Raw genomic sequence first — 17064 nt, 5'->3', positions numbered from 1 at the left:
TATTAAATCATTGTACACCAGATTGAGTTCATTAATTCAAGCATAATTTGTCCCGTTTTTCTCTTTTTAAAATCTTTCTCAGATAGTGACCTGGCCTACAGACGATTTTGAGTTCGGGTCAGCAGCAGAAATGCCGCGTAGAATTGCGTTCTACTAACGAAAACAGGCCCGCCTCTGAAATACAGAGACAGGCCTGATTTTAGATAAAATTATGTTAGCCGCTTATCCCATCAGTTTGGTAACGGCTTGTGCTTTCACCAGTTCGCGTGGCTGATTCAGGTGATTATAGACGATGGTTTCGGGGTTGATTCCGAACGAATGATAAATCGTTGCCAGCAGTTCCCGTGGATGAACGGGATCTTTACGCGGACTGGAACCGGTCTTATCGGATTCGCCGTGAACATATCCCCGTTTCATCCCGGCCCCTGCCATCAGAGATGTGTAACAGTAGGGCCAGTGATCTCGACCGTCGTCACTGTTTGAGTTCCCTGAAGTACTGACGCCGCGTTGAGGACTGCGGCCAAATTCACCCACTGCCACAACCAGTGTTTCGTCCAGAGTGCCTCGATCATACAGGTCAGAAATCAGACTGGCGAGTCCCTGGTCAAACATGGGAGCAGACTGGTTCTTCAATCGATTTGTCAATCCAGTATGGACGTCCCAGGAATGATTGTTCGAATTCGCGACTTTTGGCCAGACAACTTCAACCACCCGAGTCCCGGCTTCTACCAGACGACGGGCTAATAGGAGACTCTGACCAAAGGTGTTCCGACCGTACTTGTCACGAACTGCATCGGACTCCTGATCCAGGGCAAAGGCATCGCGAGCCCGGCCTGAAATGACCAGATCCAGTGCTCGTGAATAGTACTTATCCAGCTTGTAATCTTCGACAGCCTTGTTCAGTTGAGGCATACCCTGGTTGATGGTATCCCGCAGACTGGCACGACGCTGCAGCCGGGATGTGTAGACATCCGGACGCAACTTCAGATCATCGACGCTGATCCGGTCCATCTTGTTCATATCCATATCGTCTCCCGGCGGATAGAGATAGTACGGATCGTAGGCACGTCCCAGGAAACCGGCTGTCCCGGCTTTCCCGACCACGTTACTCTCCTGCAGCGGTCGTGGAAGCATCACGAACGGCAGCATGGGTACCTGTGGTGGCTGGATACGAATAATGTTTGACCCGAAGTTCGGGAAGTCTTTAGGACTTGGTGGTTCCAGCTGTCCGGAAGGACTAACCTTATCTGTGGTATAGCCGGTCAGCATCTGATAGATGGCGGCAGTATGATTGAACAGCCCCTTGGGAGTATAACTCATGGAGCGGATCATGGTGAACTTGTCGTTCTGCTGCGCCAGATTCGGCAAGAGTTCGGTGAACTGCACACCAGGCAGCTTTGTCGAAATTGGCTGGAAAACACTCCGCACGTTATCGGGAACGTTTTCCTTGGGATCCCACAGGTCCAGATGACTGGGGCCGCCCTGCAGGAAGATCAGAATGACACTTTTGGCTTTCGCCCAGCCGGGGCCGCCTCCGCCTTCATTACTGTTGGCCGCAGCTTCCTGTAACTGGAGCATGGTTCCCAGCCCCATGCCCATCATACTGGAACCGCCGACCCGCAGCAGATCACGACGGGAAATTTGACTTCGAGACTCGCACGGCTCCTTGCCTGATTGACCTGGAATGATCAGCATTTCTGTGTCTCCTCAGTTTTTGTTAGAGAACTGTTTTTGAATTGTATCCATCCGCATGTATTCGTTACTGCCGTCCTGATAAATCTTAATGATTAAACAGGAAGGCGGGGCTGTTGATTAACGCCCATGTGAGGTCCTGAGCAGCGATCAGCCGATTCTGTTTGACCTGCTCTGCACTCAACTGCACATCATCACGCAAACGGGTCAATTTGCGATCGACGGGACGCACATTCTGCATCGCTGTCAGATGCTGCTGTAATTCGACAAGTTTGGGATCGGTTGGCCGTGGCTGTTTACTGTCCGCAACTGCTTTGATCATCGACTGCAGCCTGCTGTCTGATTTACTGTAATAGTCAAGCAGTTTCTTTTTCTCTGCAGCGTTACGCTTATCAGCCTGTTTCGCCAGAATGTTACGGATATCCTGGGGATGCTGATCGAGCGTAGTTGGTCCTTTACCATTGGTGATAGCGAGCCGGAAACGACCGATAGAATGCGTATTACTGCTAAAGTGCTGTTTCATGACAAAGGTCAAAATGACTCCCTGATCATCAGACGGTAGCGGAGACTGAATGTCGAAGCTGGCTTTATGAGGCTTCCCGATCTGTGGTGAGACAGCCCAGCCTTCGCCAGATGGCTTAACCTGGCCATCAATGGCGGTCGCAACCAGATACGTATTCTGGCTGAAATCAGCCTGGGCGTTAAACAGTTTCAGCTTCTGTTTCTGGTCTGGTTTTGATTTTGGAGCCGCATAAACCTCGAACTCATTGAGAACGAAGTTTCCGTCTCCAGAACGTCCCGGTCCCTTTTGAGGAAGGGAATCATCGGTGAGTACTTCCAGGCGAACCGCAGAGAGCGCTTTCAGATTTGTTTGAGCAACAATCTGATAGTCGCCTTTTCCATTTTTACCTTTGGCCAGGATCGACTGATCCTGCTGTACTTGCAGGGTCGATTCGTTGGTCGCCGACAATGATTCCGGCTTGATGACGACCCAATTGGAACCTTTGGTTTCTTCTTTCTCCCAGGCAGCGATCCGGGATTGCAAGGATTTCTGATACTCCGTTAACTCCTGTTGCAACCGTGCTGTCCTGGCCTGTTGCTCTTTGTTCAACCAGGCTTCGCGGGGGGCGATGGCCTGCTGGAACGAAGCAATTTTCTCTTGTGCGTCTTTGATATTCTGAACCCGTTGATTTTCCTGCTGAACAATCTCGGGAGACAGGCTCTTTTCATATTCCGCCAGACGCTGCTTCAGTGACTGGTGTTCATTCTGAATCTGCTGTTGAATCAGTTTAACGCCAGCCTGCTTTTCCTCAGCAGTCGCCGGGCGATTTAATACCCGCAGAAAGATTGAATCGACCAGGGAAGAGTCATTATTTTCCTGCTGAACCAGCTTACTTAAGGCATTATTGGGGTCACTGATCGCATTACCGACTGTAGGACCACTGATCAGAGCCATTACCGGTCCCAGTTCAACACTCGAAGATCGTTCGCATTCACAGGGACTTTCTCGCTGAGCACGACCGAACTTGGCCAGGAAGTCGCTTTTCAATTTGAAGCCCACATCGGGAAGTTCTGCTGCCCGGGTCCCCGCAGGAACACCCGGAATATTGGATTCAGAACCGGTCACTCGACAGAGAGCATCGTAAAGCACCTCTGCAGGCAAACGACGTGCTTTGGCATGCGAATAATTAATCTTATCGTCTTCGTTCCATTCGTTGGATTCGATAGACAACTGATAGGTCCGCGACTGACAGATCACGCGCATCAGATGCCGTACGTCAAAATCGTGAGACAGGAAATCTTCGGTCAGCTTCTGCAGCAGTTCTGGATTGGAAGCTGGATTTCCGGCACGAATGTCATCAATCGGTTCGATCAGCCCGGTTCCGGTCAGGTATCCCCAGACCCGGTTGGCATATGCTTTGGCGAAGTACTGGTTATCCCGCGAGGTGATCCAGCGGGCCAGTTTTTCACGACGTGAAAGATCCGCTTTCGGATCGGCTTTGAACTCAGCAGGGTAGGGGAACTTCGGCGGCGTTTTCAAGCCGGTTCGTTCATGAATCATTTCCCCTTCGTTCTTGTCATACACGACCTCAAACAGGGGTTTCCCACTTTCAACGGCCGTACCACCAATATTCCGGCCCTTACTTTCCGGGGCTGCTTTCAGACCAAATTGAGCGAAGAATGCCGAGGTTTCATAGTACTGATCCTGGGTCCAACGTTCGAAGGGATGGTCATGACATTTGTTGCAGTTGAAGCGGATTGCCAGGAACAAATGCGTCGTATTTTCCATCGTATCTTCAGGTGTCCGATGGATTTTAAAGTAAGATGCAGCAGGATTCGCTTTATTGGAACCACTGGCTGAAAGAATTTCGTAAGCGAACTTATCGTAAGGCATATTCTCGGAAACTGATTTTTCAATCCAGTCACGGAAATTCTTTGCCCCTTCAACGCCCAGATATTTCCGGTTAACCTGCAATAGGTCAGCCCACTTGTTAGTCCAGTGCTCTACAAATTCCGGGGAACCGAGCAGACGATCAATCAGTTCATTGCGTTTGAGGCGGGAATCGCGTTTGTCTGCCAGGAACGTTTTCACATCCTCAATCGTGGGTGGCAGACCAGTCAGATCGATGTAAACCCGCCGGATAAATTCTGCGTCGGTACACAATTGAGAGGGCAGGGTTTTTGTCTTTTTCAGTTTCTGATCGACGAGCTGATCAATGTAGTTAAAAACCGGTTGCTGCTTCCAGGCAAATTCAGAGCGATCGCCCATGACAGTAACGGTCGTGGCTGCATACTTCCCTTCGTAACGGGCCAGCAGTGGCGCTTCGCCTCGACGCAGGACTTCAGCAATTCCGCCGTGATGCATTTTGGCAATTTCGATGTTACTGCAGTCAATGAAGGCATCACTGGTAACATCCCGTTCTTCCCCATTGGAATAAGTGGCCAGGACACGGAACTGCTGCAGCAGTCCGGCACGTGGTACAACCGGGTTCTCAGGCACGACCTTGATCCGTTCTACCCGGGCCGCTTCCCGGTTCAGTGGTGTTCCCTTATTGATCCAGGAAGAAACGATCTGGTAGTGCGCATCCCCGGGTAAGGCCAGCTGGCCACCCTTGTGAGGCACTTCAGCGATGGCTTTTAAGAGAATCAGACTTTGCTCTGGGGCGGCCAGATTGACACGACGCGATTTCAGGTCGTCCGTGAAGGCACGCAGGTCAAACAGATCATCAGTTCCACGGAGAGAAAGTTTGAAGCCGTCTTTCCCTTTGTTGGCTCCGTGACAGAGCCCGGAGTTACATCCCATTTTCGTAAACGCAGGTGCCACATCCCGCCAGTAATCCGGACTGTAATCTGCGGGGAAGGGGGGTACGTGAATTTTCGAAGTAACCTGCTGGCCCTGCAGGCTGAAATTGACTTCTACGGTCCCAGGCTGCAACGCACGCACCAGTCCGGTTTCGGAGATATGCAGAATGGGCTCGCCTTTCTGGCTGACTTTCACCAGACGGGTCAAATCGGCTTTGGTGCCGGATTTCAGATGACCGGTTACGAGAAACTGGATTGTATCGAACTTCTGAGCGATGGTGGCCTGAGCAGGCTGCACTTCCAGTTTTACAATTGGGTCGGCCCCCGAGAATGTCTCCTTCGGTAGTTTCGCCTGATTGAGGTCGATCACAACGAGTTCGTTCTGTTGCGACTCTTGATTCTCAGTCTTGCCTGATCCGGGTTTCGCGGCGATTTGAGGCTGCGTCTGCTTTAATGGAACCGGAACAAATGACTTTTTCAGTTTTCCAGTCGCGGACTCATATAACCGTATCTGGCCATCCTGTCCAGCGGTTGCAATCACGGCCCCCTGAGGATGATAGCAGACGGTATAAAGTCCTGATTCAGGCACCTGGGCTTCACTGACCAGTTTCACATTCTGGGTGCGACTCTCTTCAATCTGCTTCTTTTCGGCAGCACTGCGCGAAGCGACGCGTTTGTTTAAGATTGCAACCAGATTGTCGGGAATTTTCTCAGCAATATCGAAGGAAAAGACTTTCAATTCCCCGGTATGATTCAGACTGCTGACAGCGACCAGCTGTTTGCCGTTGGGATGAATGTCCACACCAAAGATCCGGCCTTTGAGGGCAGGGAAGGTCCGCACCAGATTCGCATCATCGCCAATCACGCGTTTGGACTGACGGAAGACCTGATACAACTTGGGAACCCCGTCGGCACCACCCACCAGCACGGTATCCTGTGTGGGATGGCGGTCGATGGCTGCCAATCCTCCCGTGAGTGCTTTAGGAGTAATCGATGTAATATTATCGATGAACCGCTGTGTTTTGACTTCGGTCAGTTTGGTAGTCCGGTCCCGGCTGACAGAAATCACATGACTTCCATCTTTAGAAAATACGGTATCCAGTACCCAGTCGTAGTGCGCTCCCTGGTAGAGGATTTCTTTACCGGTCGCAACTTCAACTGCACGGAGTGTGTTATCGCTGCAACCAAAGGCCAGCAGCTTTCCATCGGGAGACCAGCTGGCGCCATAGATTGTGTCGTAGGTGAGGGGAATCGACTTGACGAGCGACTGCTGCGCCACATCCCAGATTTGAATTTCGCCCCGCTCTGCAGGGGTTCCCCCCGTCACTGCCAGGTATTTCCCATCGGGAGAGAAGGTGACCGATTCGATCCGCTGTGATTTACCAATCAGTCGACCGACAATCTGGTCTCCTTCTGATTTGTGCAAAAGGACCTCATGAAAGCCGGCGACAGCCAGGAGTTTCCCATCGGGAGAAAAGTCCAGCGAAGTAATGACAGGCGGTGCTGAATAGGTCGGTGGATTTTCTTTGTTGAAGCGATATTCCACTTTCGCAGGCGAGTCATTCACTGCTCCCTGCTGGATCCAGGTACGGATCAGGGTGATCTGCTCCTGAGCCAGAGGCGTTTTCGCCTTGGGCATTTCGGCTTCGTTACCCTCAGGTGTAATCAATTTTACCAGGTAACTTTCATCTGGCTTGCCGGGAACGATGGCAGCCGATTCACTTTCGCCCCCTTTCAGCAGGTCGACGAATTCAGTGACAACATAATCACCCTCCGGATTTCGTGGATGGTGACAGCCGGCACATTGGGCCTGTAGAATGGGTCGGACCTGCTGGTAAAAGCTGACCTTTTGATCCGCATGAGAAGGAGTCGCATTGATGAGCGTCGTAAAGAAAACCGAGCAGAGCGCAATGCCGGAAAAAGAATAAGCGCGGAACTTGTCGAAGGACATGAACCAGAACCCCCTTTTATCAAACCTAAGTTAAAATAACTCTGGTGGTGAAAAGAGGTAAATCTCTTCTCATTGCCCCTGAATGGTTTTGAAAGGGCTCTCTGAAATAGAGCGTGTTATCAAACAGGGTGAGAGTAGTGGAAGGATAAGTTACACCGACAGAAAACTACCGGAAACTTAAATCTCGCATGCAATGATATACATGTTCTATTATGAATAGATCCTAATTCTTCGTCGATAAGAATTTCTGCTTTTTCAATAAATTTTTGGAGATTTCTACACTTCCTGTCAGTCAATAAAACGACGCTAAATCCAGCGTCTGAAGGAACTCCAGGCTACTGATTACTTTTCAATATTACGGCTTCACAGTCCATCGAAACGAGAAAAGAGGTGGCCGACTTTCGACCACCTCTTTCTCACTCAGGTAGAAATCAACCCAAGCAGGTATGCTTCGACATTCGTTGAGACTTAGAAATCACTTTCCGGATCAGCCAGCAATTTCGCTGGCGGAACATTAGCTGCAATCTTACCAAAGGCGATTAACAGCTGTGATCGCATCTCGTCGATCGTCGCACCACCGGGAGCATCGATGCTGATCCCGTTGCAGGCCTTGGCAATGGCCCGCATCAGGTCTCGGTCTGCACCTGCCCCTACGGTCATGGTATGCACAGTATACCCCAGGTTGGCCGCTTCCACAGCCTGCCAGAGAGCATATTGCTTATGACGATCGCCGGTCTGATAGTCAGCCTGTCCATCGCCATCAAAATCAGTCACATCATCCCAGTCCCAGTTTCCCGGGAGAGACCAGTTTGAGGGTGAACGATTCGCGTTACCATCGGTCATCACCAGAATCGTCGGACGTGCACCAGCACGACCGTGTGAACTCAGCAATTCTCTGGCATCACGAATCCCGTAACCCATACCGGTGTAGGGGGCATAGTGCGAAGCCTGCTTGTGTCTTTGAATCGTATTGATATCTGTGTAGTTGTTAGTGATGAGTTCATCACCCAGGTTGACCGTTTCCGAAACGCCATCGTCATTCAGAACCGATTCGACTCGGGATGAATCATCATAGGTCACCAGCCCGATGTGGTCACCAAACTCCAGGCCACCCAGGAACTGGGTAAACAGTGTCACCCCGTTTTTCATCGCGTGGAATGGATAAATCGGAGCTCGCCACAGATCTTCAGACTGGTCGTTTTTCTTACGTTGGCTGATGAGATAGGCCATCAGAGTGCGATAACCATATTTCTTGCGGTAGCCATAATTACTCACGGTACCATTCGATCGCACCCAGCGAATATAGTTCTTCCACAGGTTTTTGTTCGTGTAGCCTGTGGGCTGGCCGTTCAGACTTCCGTAATAATTTTTACCTTCCTGTGGGAAGGGGTATTTCAAATTACCATTGGCGTCCACCTCATCGAGGTCCAGTGCCCAGAAGATGTAATCGTCGTCGCTGGAACTAATATACTGTCCCTCGGCGGAGTTAATCTTTCCGTAGCCTTCAGGAGGAAACTTGAGTTGAGCCGAATTGGAATAAGTCGCGCCGGAATCAACCAGTGTATTCCAGATATCATCCAGGTTGTCTTCCACTGCCGTTTTTCCCAGACGATAAGAGGACATGGCATCAAATTCACTGTCGTAGCTCATCGAGCCGGAGTAGTCGAGCACGAGCACAATATCGCGTGCCTCGATGAAGGCGATCGCAGATGTAGTGACTGAGGCCGTCTTTTCTCCCATGATGCCGGCGAAGAACAGTTGCAACTGCGAGTCTGGCTTACCTTCTTCTGAATTATCACGACGGGCGATGACTTTCACCACGTTATATGGTTTGGCAGTTTCCCCCCAGATCATATGGAAAGTACCAGAGGCGTCCTGATACCGTTTACCGAATTTGACATCGGTCTCCGGATCCACATACACGCCATTCAGCCCGGCGACTTTCTCGGCCATCGCTTTGGCAGCTTCGACAGCAATCGAGTTCGCGTCCTGCACGCTGCTCGATACGTCACCGCCTTCTGTGATGCCGTCTGCCGTTGTCTGAACGGCATCGGTAATCTGTTGCGCTGCAGCCAGGGCGGCTGCCTCGACTGCATTGCGCATTTTCGTTTTGGTCATGGTGATCACAGCGATATCAATCCCGAACGCCATGAAGCCCATGGTCGCAACGAGGAATGGTACCGCCATCACCATGAACGCACCACGACGACTTTGGTCGCCGGGTAGATTTACGTTCGCTTTTCTGGCTCGTTGAAACATTTTCATTTTACCCCCTCTGACTCCCCGAAAATAAAGTTGTTTTCTCAAAATGCTGCTGATCACAAATGCGTTTTGTCACTAGTTGACAATCTTTGTCGTGCCGTTATTTAAAATCAGATCCCACACTGCATCCCCTGTCATGGGTTTCGCCATGGAACCTTCCAGATTCATTATTTCCGTCAGTTTAGAATTCATTGCTCCTTCCGGAATCTCAATCCCAATCCGGAACAGGCGATTGCGGTTATCTGGATCACTCAAATCGAAAGTGTCTCCAGAACTGGGAGGATTAGGCATGGGATCCAGAGCATTGCCATCTGCGTCATCAGCGCGGGTGATAGTGATCGTCAGATTGCTCTCATCATTTTCAATACCGGAAGCACGCAGAAAGTTGCGCACATCCAGGATAATTTTATCGTTCAGCGATGTACCCGAGGGTAAATCGAGATCAGCATCCATGGATGCCAGCCGTCCTGCCTGCGACAGGGCGGCTTCCATGACAGTCGTGGTGTGCACGGCGCGCCGGACAGCTACCATTCCCAGCACCAGAGCCAGGAACACAGGTGCGATAACGGCAAATTCGACCGCAGCAACACCTCTGCGGTCGGAATCCAGTCGGTTTGTTTTGTTTTTTCTGTGATAGTTGATTCTCATGTTTTCTCTTCCCCCTGCAGTGACTTACTACAGGCTGACATGTTTTCCCGGATGATCACTCGTGTCGCCTGACACTATGTCCGGAAAGGACCAGGTTTTTCTCCTTATCAGCTGCCTCAGCTGCTTTTACCGGGTCCACAAAAAATGAATTGAGCAATCGCACATCTTTGTAAGGCACTTCCACACGAACGATGAACAGCTGTGCTTTCTCTGCATTCGCCAGTTCGAGATCGGGTAATTCGGAAAAATTGATCTGTTCTACATCCGCGCCTGGAGTGTCGAACTGGCTGGCGTTTTTGACCATGATTGTGGCCAGATTTGAGTCGAACACGGTGTCAAGCAGATCTCGGACACGTGTTTCGACCTGGGCTGTGGTGACATCTTCGCAGCGTCCCAGCTTGGCCCCTTCCTGCGTTGCCTCCTGAATGATATTCGAAATCATGTAGGCGTAGCCAAACTCGAAGATCGCGTAGACGAACACCAGAAAAACAGGCGCCACGAACGCCAGTTCCACCAGAGTGGTTCCAGAACGCTCTGGCTTCGATTTCTGATTCAATGCCCAACGGCAGTGCCGCTTCAACATCGCTTGCCTCATCAACTGTGAAATTTAGTGTTACTCCCAGGTCAGAACTTCAGATTCTGACAGGCTGGACAAAGCCGGGAGAATAGACCAGAGGAGGGGAGGGATTGATCCACTACAAACATAGGTCACGGTTGACAGGAATGCAGATATTTTTCCTGTTTTTTCCATTTATCAGCGTGCTAAGCCGTGTTGTAAAATGGCAACATTCACATCAGAAATGACCTTTATGTTTTCCGATTCTGTTGCTTAAAAAACACGTTATTCAGCTGGAATTCCCGTTTTTTGTTAAATTCTCGATTCAACGCGACGGTTCTGGATCGACTTCAATTGAAATTCATGCTGCTTTAGCGATACACTGTTGCCAGTCGTGCCGACAGGTTTCCTGCAAAAAAATATCTCAAAAATGTTTTGGTAGAAATAAATTATGGGTAAAAAGGCGTCGTCAGCTATCAAAGCAGGCTCAATGATTCAGGTTAAAGAGGGAGTCTGTCTGCCTGAGTTTCCAGAAATCAGCTGCGCAGGCTGGACGGGAATGGTCGTCGAAGTTCGTGGTAAGAAAGTTTCCGAACGAACCTACATTCTGGAGTGGGATGAAGCCACGGAAAAGAAAATTCCTGAAGCCTACAAGACGCAGTGTGAAGCCCAGCAGTTGTTGTATACGATGGCCTGTCTCCCCGGTGATGACCTGACCCTGGCAGACGCTTAGAGCTGGATCTCATCCCGGAGCAGTAGCTGATTTTGAGAGAGCTGCTGTAAGTCACGTGCAATTACGGACAACGTGGTGTTGAGTCCCGGGACTTCGTAATCCGGGGCGATCTCCGCCAGAGGCACTGCCAGAAACACTCGTGATCCGATCTCGGGGTCCGGGATGATACGGTGTGCAATCCGCAGGGTATCTCGATTAAAGAGAACCAGATCCAGGTCAATGGTACGCGGGCCATTTTTATTCTGAGGGTCGCGAACTCGATTTAATCTGCTTTCAATTTCGGGAACGACCCTTTCGCAGATTGTATCAGCATTCTGTTCTGTCTCCAGCAGAACTGCAGCATTGAGAAAATCCGGCTGGTCCGGATCCCCCACCGGAGCACTCTGCCAGACTGACGATTTTCCTGTAACGGTCCCAAAATCAGCCAGCAGCTGGACTGCCTGAGGCAGATTCTTTTCCGGCTCAATATTACTGCCCAGTGCCAGAAATACCTGATTGGGCTGGCTCACTGCTGATAATCCTCGCGTCTGCGTACCACACTGACTCCCACAGAGCGGGCAAAACGCAGAGCTCCCGGTTTTTCAATCCGTACCTCTGCGTATTCAACACGCGCATCTTCCAGACAGATCCGTGCGACCTCATGTGCCATCGCCTCAACCAGCTGGAACTGGGAATTCTCTACCAGGTCAATGATCTCCTTGGTAATCGTACGATAATTGACGGCATCCGCTATCTGATCCGAATGACCGGCTGCTTTCAGATCGACGCCCATCGTGATGTTAATCAGAACATCCTGTTTTTTTTCGCGTTCTTCCTCGTTAATACCGATGATGGTTCGTAGTAACAGGTCGGCGATATGAATCTGGTCGGGCATAATTTTTAGCGATGTTAAAAAAGGGGCAGACTTCAATTAAATCTCAGCTACAATGCATTTACAGCTTACTATAGTCACGCAGAACAGGATTGGACAGGTAGGAAACAGTTCCTTCCCGCGGGAATCCCTGATTCTTACTACCGAATCGACACACCTTCAACAGATTACAGAGAACTGATGCAACCGACTCCAGATAATTACACACGACGCAACTGGCTCAAACAGACGCTCACACAATCCCTGGCTCTTGCAGGAGCCTCTCAACTGGGATTTTCCCTGCCGTCAGCCCGGGCTGAAGATAAGAAACCGGCAGAAAATGCCCCGACACTGCTGCTCCGGTCTGGATGGCAGACTGTCAATATCGGCGACATTGGACATTCTCCCGGCATTCTGAAACTGCTCGAAGTTTATGCACCTGATTTTCGGATCATCCTCTGGCCTAACAGTGTTGACCGGGGTGTCGAACCGATGCTGCAAAAGCGATTTCCTCATCTGAAGATCGTCAAAGGTCGCCTCACCCGAGATGGGAAACTGGATTCTCCAGAATTGGAAGAGGCTTTTGAACAGGCTGATTTTTTCCTGCATGGCTCGGGACCGAGTGTGGTTTCCCGCAGGGAACTGGCCCACTGGGACAAAGTCACAGGCAAGCCCTACGGAATTTATGGTGTGACGGTCTCCGAAGTCACCCCCGAACTCCATCGTCTGCTCTCAGGGGCTGACTTCATTTATACCAGAGAGACCAGCTCGCTGAAAAACCTGAAAGAGGCCAGGGTGACATCGCCCGAGCAGGACTTCGCCCCGGATGCCACCTTTGCCATCGACCTCACCGACGATCCCAAAGCTAAAGCATTCCAGCAACAGCACCAGTTGGAGCCAGGGCAGTATCTCTGTGCGGTTCCCCGACTGCGGTACACCCCGTATCACAAAATCCACAAGGGGTCCCGCTGGTCCAAAGAGAAAATCGCAAAGGTTGAATCGGTAAATAAAGAGTATCAGGAAATTGATCATGCGAAACTACGCGCGGCGATAATCAAGTGGGTCCGCACCAGCGGTCAGAAAGCGGTCGTCTGTCCCGAAATGACTTACCAGACAGAAATCATTCAGCCACTGGTGATCGATCCACTGCCTGAGGATGTAAAAGCAAAAGTGGTCGCCCACGATCAATACTGGCTTCCTGACGAAGCAGGCTCACTCTATCGGGATGCATCAGCGGTGGTCAGCATGGAATGCCACTCGCCCATCATCGCCTGTGCACACGGGACGCCAGGACTCTATGTCCGACAACCCACAGATACCATCAAAGGTCAGATGTGGTACGATATCGGATTAGCGGACTGGACGTTTGAAATTGACGAAGTCAATCAACAACAGATTGCTGATCGTGCGATTGCCGTCTATGAGAACTACGATCAATCTCTGGAGAAACTCAATACCGTCATGGAGTCCATCAGCGCCCGTCAAAAGCGAACGATGCAGGTTGTCAGGCAGGCTGTCCTCAAAGCGCACTCTTCCTGAAGACGGAGCGGCGGGACAGGAACAGTTCGATCAGGCTCCACCTGTCAGCTGTTCGCCGCCGGCCACGGAGATGACTTCACCAGTTACAAATTCGGAATTCAGCAGATAGAGCACCGTCCGACAGATCTCCTCTGGATTTCCCACCCGCTTCAGCGGAATTCCGCCTGAGCGTTGCTCCAGATAGGAACGATCTTCGCCCGGAGGAGGGAGTATCGCGCCCGGGGCGATCGCATTGACCTGAATTCCGGGAGCCAGTTCCAGGGCCAGACACTCCGTTAACGTCACCAGTCCCGCTTTGGAAATCCGGTAGGGCAGGTGACCAATCCCGGCCCGATTGGCTCGCCAGTCGACGATATTAATGATGTGTCCTGACCGATCAGAGGGCAGGTGTTCCGCAAATTTCTGACTCAGAAAGAAGGGGGCTTTCAGATTAATATCCAGCTGGGAGTCCCAGTCAGCCTCGGTCGCTTCCTTCAGTTGCTTATTCTCAAAGACGGAGGCACTGTTAATAAGCACATCTGCCCGCCCCAGTTCTGTCATCACCTCTGAAAAAACCGTTTCCGCTGCCGAGACAGGATTAGAGAGATCAGCGGAAACCTGCATCGCCAACCGTCCCCTCTGTTCTATCTCGTGACAGGTATCCCGCGCGGCTTGATCCGACGAGTTATAATGAATACAGATATCAGCGCCTGCGTCAGCCAATGTCAGTGCGATTGCCCGTCCGATGCGAACGGCTGAGCCGGTGATGACGGCGACTTTTCCTTCCAGATTCATGATATTCCGCTCACTGTCAATTAAGGTCAGACAATAAAAAAACCCGGCGATCAAACCGGGGAATGAAAGAAGTTCCACTTTGGGAGATCTTTATTTTGTAGTCGCCATGACCTCTTTGACAACCGGTGTTCTTCCCAGAGCGCGTTCTATTTTGCCAATCAGAATCTGCTTTGTGAAGTCCGTCTTCAGAATATAATCGGCGGCACCATGGTTAAATGCCTGAATAATGGCAGTTGTGGAACGATTGGAGGTAACCACCAGAATCTCTACATTTTCCATGAGTGGAGACTCTTTGATCTGGCGAACAGCCTCCGCCTGGTGACCATGGTCCGCATCAATTTCAAGGAGAATCAGATCCGGTTCATTCAAAGCAGCATCCATAAATGCTTCTTCTACTGTCGAAGCCGTCTGAACCTGGTAACGCTCATGCAACAGCCCTTTGAACAGGGCACAGCTCAGCTCATCGGGATCGACAACCAGCAGCCGTTTCTTTTCCACTTCCGGACCTTCCTGATCCAGAATTTCCCCCAGCTGTCCCACGAAACCAAAATAGACGGCAATCTCACCGATTCCGGTTTGAAATATACCGCACTTGGAACCGGCTTCCGGGGGATAAAGAGTATCGATCTGCTCCGTTTCGATCAGAGTCGGATGTCCCAGTTGGAAGCCCATATGATCGACTGCTTTCTTAGCCTGACCGGCAATCATATTCGATAATTCGCAGGCAAAGTCGGTGAGAACATGCTCATCCTCAGCCAGGGTTTCATCGATTAACAACGCGACAGCGCGAGAAACGAGATCCCTTGGGACGTTGACGACAACGATGCCTTTTCCTGGACCATTCACCTCAATCGCAGAGCTCAACAGGTGGCGGGGGGCATCGCTGACATCGATAATCGTTTCCAACTCGGCAGTGGTACCGACAAAATATTTAAAGACATCAATGACCGAATTAATGACTGGATCAGAAAACCGCTTGGTCAAGGTCTCTGTTGTATGGGTGGCAGGAATGAAAGACATAGCAGGAACCCGTCTTGTTATGAACTATCGCTAGATATAATGAAAGGCATTCAAAAAGTGTGGAGAACTCCATCCGCTCCAGACCATCACCCGACGACCGGGTCTTGTTTATAATTTCCATTTCCACATGGATTGACTAAACTATATGTCAGAAAAATCTTCGGGTGGCGACAGTTTGTCATCAGCGCCTCTGGCAGCGCCCCAACTCGGCACAAAGTCATTAGAACTGATACGACCGGTATCCATGTTGATGAAGAATTGCTGAATCGCCGGAAACCTTATGTAACGCTAACATCCTGATTTTGCTTGAGATAACCATTTTAAATTTCTACCTCCCTGAGCAGAGAGCGAGCGCCAGCCTATGATTCCCTCCATTTCAATTTTTCGCACTTTTTTCGCCTTGCTGTTCGTGGCCTGTTTTCTGCCTGCTGGATTTGCAGGAGAAGCCTCCTCAAAAACGCCTCAAAACTGGTCAGGCAAACAGGATACGTGGCATGGGTTCCAGCGGGTTCATTTCCCGACCGAAGGGCGAAAATCTTACGTCGTCATTCCGGAGAAGGCCGCCCCCGGCAACCCCTGGGTCTGGCGCGCCCGCTTCCCTGACTTCCATTATGAAATGGATGTGGAACTCCTGAAACAGGGTTTCCATATCGCATACCTGGATGTGTCGGATCTATTTGGTTCCCCCCAGGCCATCGAATACGGAAATAAATTTTACAAGCGACTGACACAGCAGCACGGACTGCAGTCCAAAGTCGCTTTAGAAGGAGTGAGCCGCGGGGGACTCTTCATTTACAACTGGGCCCTGGCCAATCCAGACAAAGTGAGCTGTATCTATGCTGACACTCCTGTCTGCGATTTTAAAAGCTGGCCCGGTGGAAAAGGGAAGAGCGAAGGCTCGCTGGCCCGCTGGAACGCCTGCCTCAAGTCCTATGGTCTGACAGAACAGGAAGCACTGGACTGGCCCAATAACCCGGTAGACCGCATCACAACGATTGCTGAAGCAGAGATCCCGGTGCTACACATCATTTCGGAAAATGATCAGGTTGTTCCACCCGATGAGAACACACTGCTCATGTTCAGCCGGGTTCCGGAAAAATACCGTAAAAATAACTTTCAGATCATCTCCGTCAAAGAGGGGACGGAAAAATCAAAGGGGCACCACTTCACGCATCCCGAGCCGGATCGGGTCGTCAAATTCATTCGTCAGCACACGCTCCAATCTGGTAACAGGGTCAACTCTTCCTCCACCAACGAGTAAAGAACTCAAGCATTTGGAGCTGGAGGCCGGAAAAATCTGCGGATCAGTAAAAAAATGGTGTTTATTCACTTTTTTTACCCCCAGTAGTTCTGAACAATGGTAATAGCAGGGATGCTTACCATCGAACAGAAACCTCAAGTTCTGATTCAAAGAGTACTTACCGTGACTTCCCACCGCAGCACCTGCCATACTGAATTGTTTGCCTCTTTCTCTCTGAGAAGAGTACTGCGCGGTGTTTGTGTCACCTTGTTCTGCCTGGGGTACCTGATCACGAATACCGCCGTGGTTCCCAGCCTGTCTGTAAGATCTGGCTGTCGGTGTGCCGAGGACCAGAAATCGAACTCCCGCTGCTGCTGTGTAAACAAAAGCCGGTCGGTTTCCGAGCTGGGACAGGGCACCTGTTGTACGAACTCCATGGCCTCCAACCGAAGCTGCTGTTCCGCCGGTGCAGACAAAGAGTCCCCCGGCGAGAAGT

Annotated in this window: 12 protein-coding genes; 3 read left to right on the top strand and 9 right to left on the bottom strand. The window is 50.8% G+C overall.

The annotated features are described in order from the left end of the window. Positions 1–222 precede the first annotated feature (222 nt). The 5 genes from FYZ48_RS10385 to FYZ48_RS10365 all read right to left on the bottom strand — a co-directional run bounded on the left by FYZ48_RS10385 (position 223) and on the right by FYZ48_RS10365 (position 10439). The gene (locus tag FYZ48_RS10385) at positions 223–1695 is read right to left on the bottom strand and encodes a DUF1501 domain-containing protein (protein WP_149340072.1); all 1473 of its coding nucleotides are present in this window, start codon (positions 1693–1695) and stop codon (positions 223–225) included. Positions 1696–1780: 85 nt separating this feature from the next. Continuing rightward, complete coding sequence (locus FYZ48_RS10380; protein WP_149340068.1) at positions 1781–6946, bottom strand: DUF1549 domain-containing protein; 5166 nt, start codon at positions 6944–6946, stop codon at positions 1781–1783. A 468-nt stretch (positions 6947–7414) separates the two neighbouring features. Beyond that, positions 7415–9211, bottom strand: coding sequence for a vWA domain-containing protein (locus tag FYZ48_RS10375; protein WP_149340065.1), 1797 nt, complete (start codon positions 9209–9211; stop codon positions 7415–7417). Between the two features lie 72 nt (positions 9212–9283). Beyond that, positions 9284–9856, bottom strand: coding sequence for a TadE/TadG family type IV pilus assembly protein (locus tag FYZ48_RS10370; RefSeq protein WP_149340062.1), 573 nt, complete (start codon positions 9854–9856; stop codon positions 9284–9286). Positions 9857–9911: 55 nt separating this feature from the next. After that, a complete protein-coding gene (locus FYZ48_RS10365) occupies positions 9912–10439 on the bottom strand; it encodes a TadE/TadG family type IV pilus assembly protein (RefSeq protein ID WP_187781963.1) in 528 nt (175 codons plus the stop codon). Between the two features lie 463 nt (positions 10440–10902). Here FYZ48_RS10365 and FYZ48_RS10360 point away from each other — a divergent pair, with 463 nt between their 5' ends. After that, positions 10903–11145, top strand: a complete 243-nt coding sequence (locus tag FYZ48_RS10360) for a hypothetical protein (RefSeq protein ID WP_228030439.1) — start codon at positions 10903–10905, stop codon at positions 11143–11145. Here the strand turns inward: FYZ48_RS10360 and folK are convergent. Continuing rightward, positions 11142–11654, bottom strand: coding sequence for a 2-amino-4-hydroxy-6-hydroxymethyldihydropteridine diphosphokinase (folK, locus tag FYZ48_RS10355; RefSeq protein WP_149340056.1), 513 nt, complete (start codon positions 11652–11654; stop codon positions 11142–11144). The genes FYZ48_RS10360 and folK overlap by 4 nt on opposite strands. Further along, positions 11651–12019: a dihydroneopterin aldolase gene (folB, locus tag FYZ48_RS10350; protein WP_145440092.1), complete on the bottom strand. Its 369-nt coding sequence runs from the start codon at positions 12017–12019 to the stop codon at positions 11651–11653. Before folB ends, folK begins: the two co-directional genes overlap by 4 nt. Positions 12020–12196: 177 nt before the next feature. Between folB and FYZ48_RS10345 the strand changes: the two genes are divergently transcribed. Then, positions 12197–13534: a polysaccharide pyruvyl transferase family protein gene (locus FYZ48_RS10345; protein WP_149340052.1), complete on the top strand. Its 1338-nt coding sequence runs from the start codon at positions 12197–12199 to the stop codon at positions 13532–13534. Positions 13535–13564: 30 nt separating this feature from the next. Here FYZ48_RS10345 and FYZ48_RS10340 read toward each other — a convergent pair whose 3' ends face one another. Continuing rightward, a complete protein-coding gene (locus FYZ48_RS10340) occupies positions 13565–14386 on the bottom strand; it encodes an SDR family oxidoreductase (protein ID WP_149340048.1) in 822 nt (273 codons plus the stop codon). A 12-nt stretch (positions 14387–14398) separates the two neighbouring features. Next, positions 14399–15328: a response regulator gene (locus FYZ48_RS10335; protein WP_149340043.1), complete on the bottom strand. Its 930-nt coding sequence runs from the start codon at positions 15326–15328 to the stop codon at positions 14399–14401. A 361-nt stretch (positions 15329–15689) separates the two neighbouring features. Here FYZ48_RS10335 and FYZ48_RS10330 point away from each other — a divergent pair, with 361 nt between their 5' ends. Continuing rightward, the gene (locus FYZ48_RS10330; protein WP_149340041.1) at positions 15690–16589 is read left to right on the top strand and encodes an alpha/beta hydrolase family protein; all 900 of its coding nucleotides are present in this window, start codon (positions 15690–15692) and stop codon (positions 16587–16589) included. The last annotated feature ends 475 nt before the right edge of the window (positions 16590–17064 follow it).

It is taken from the genome of Gimesia chilikensis (assembly GCF_008329715.1).
Classification (GTDB): domain Bacteria; phylum Planctomycetota; class Planctomycetia; order Planctomycetales; family Planctomycetaceae; genus Gimesia; species Gimesia chilikensis.
Note: the sequence above shows the minus strand (reverse complement) of the source record. Positions and strands in the feature narration are given on the sequence as shown.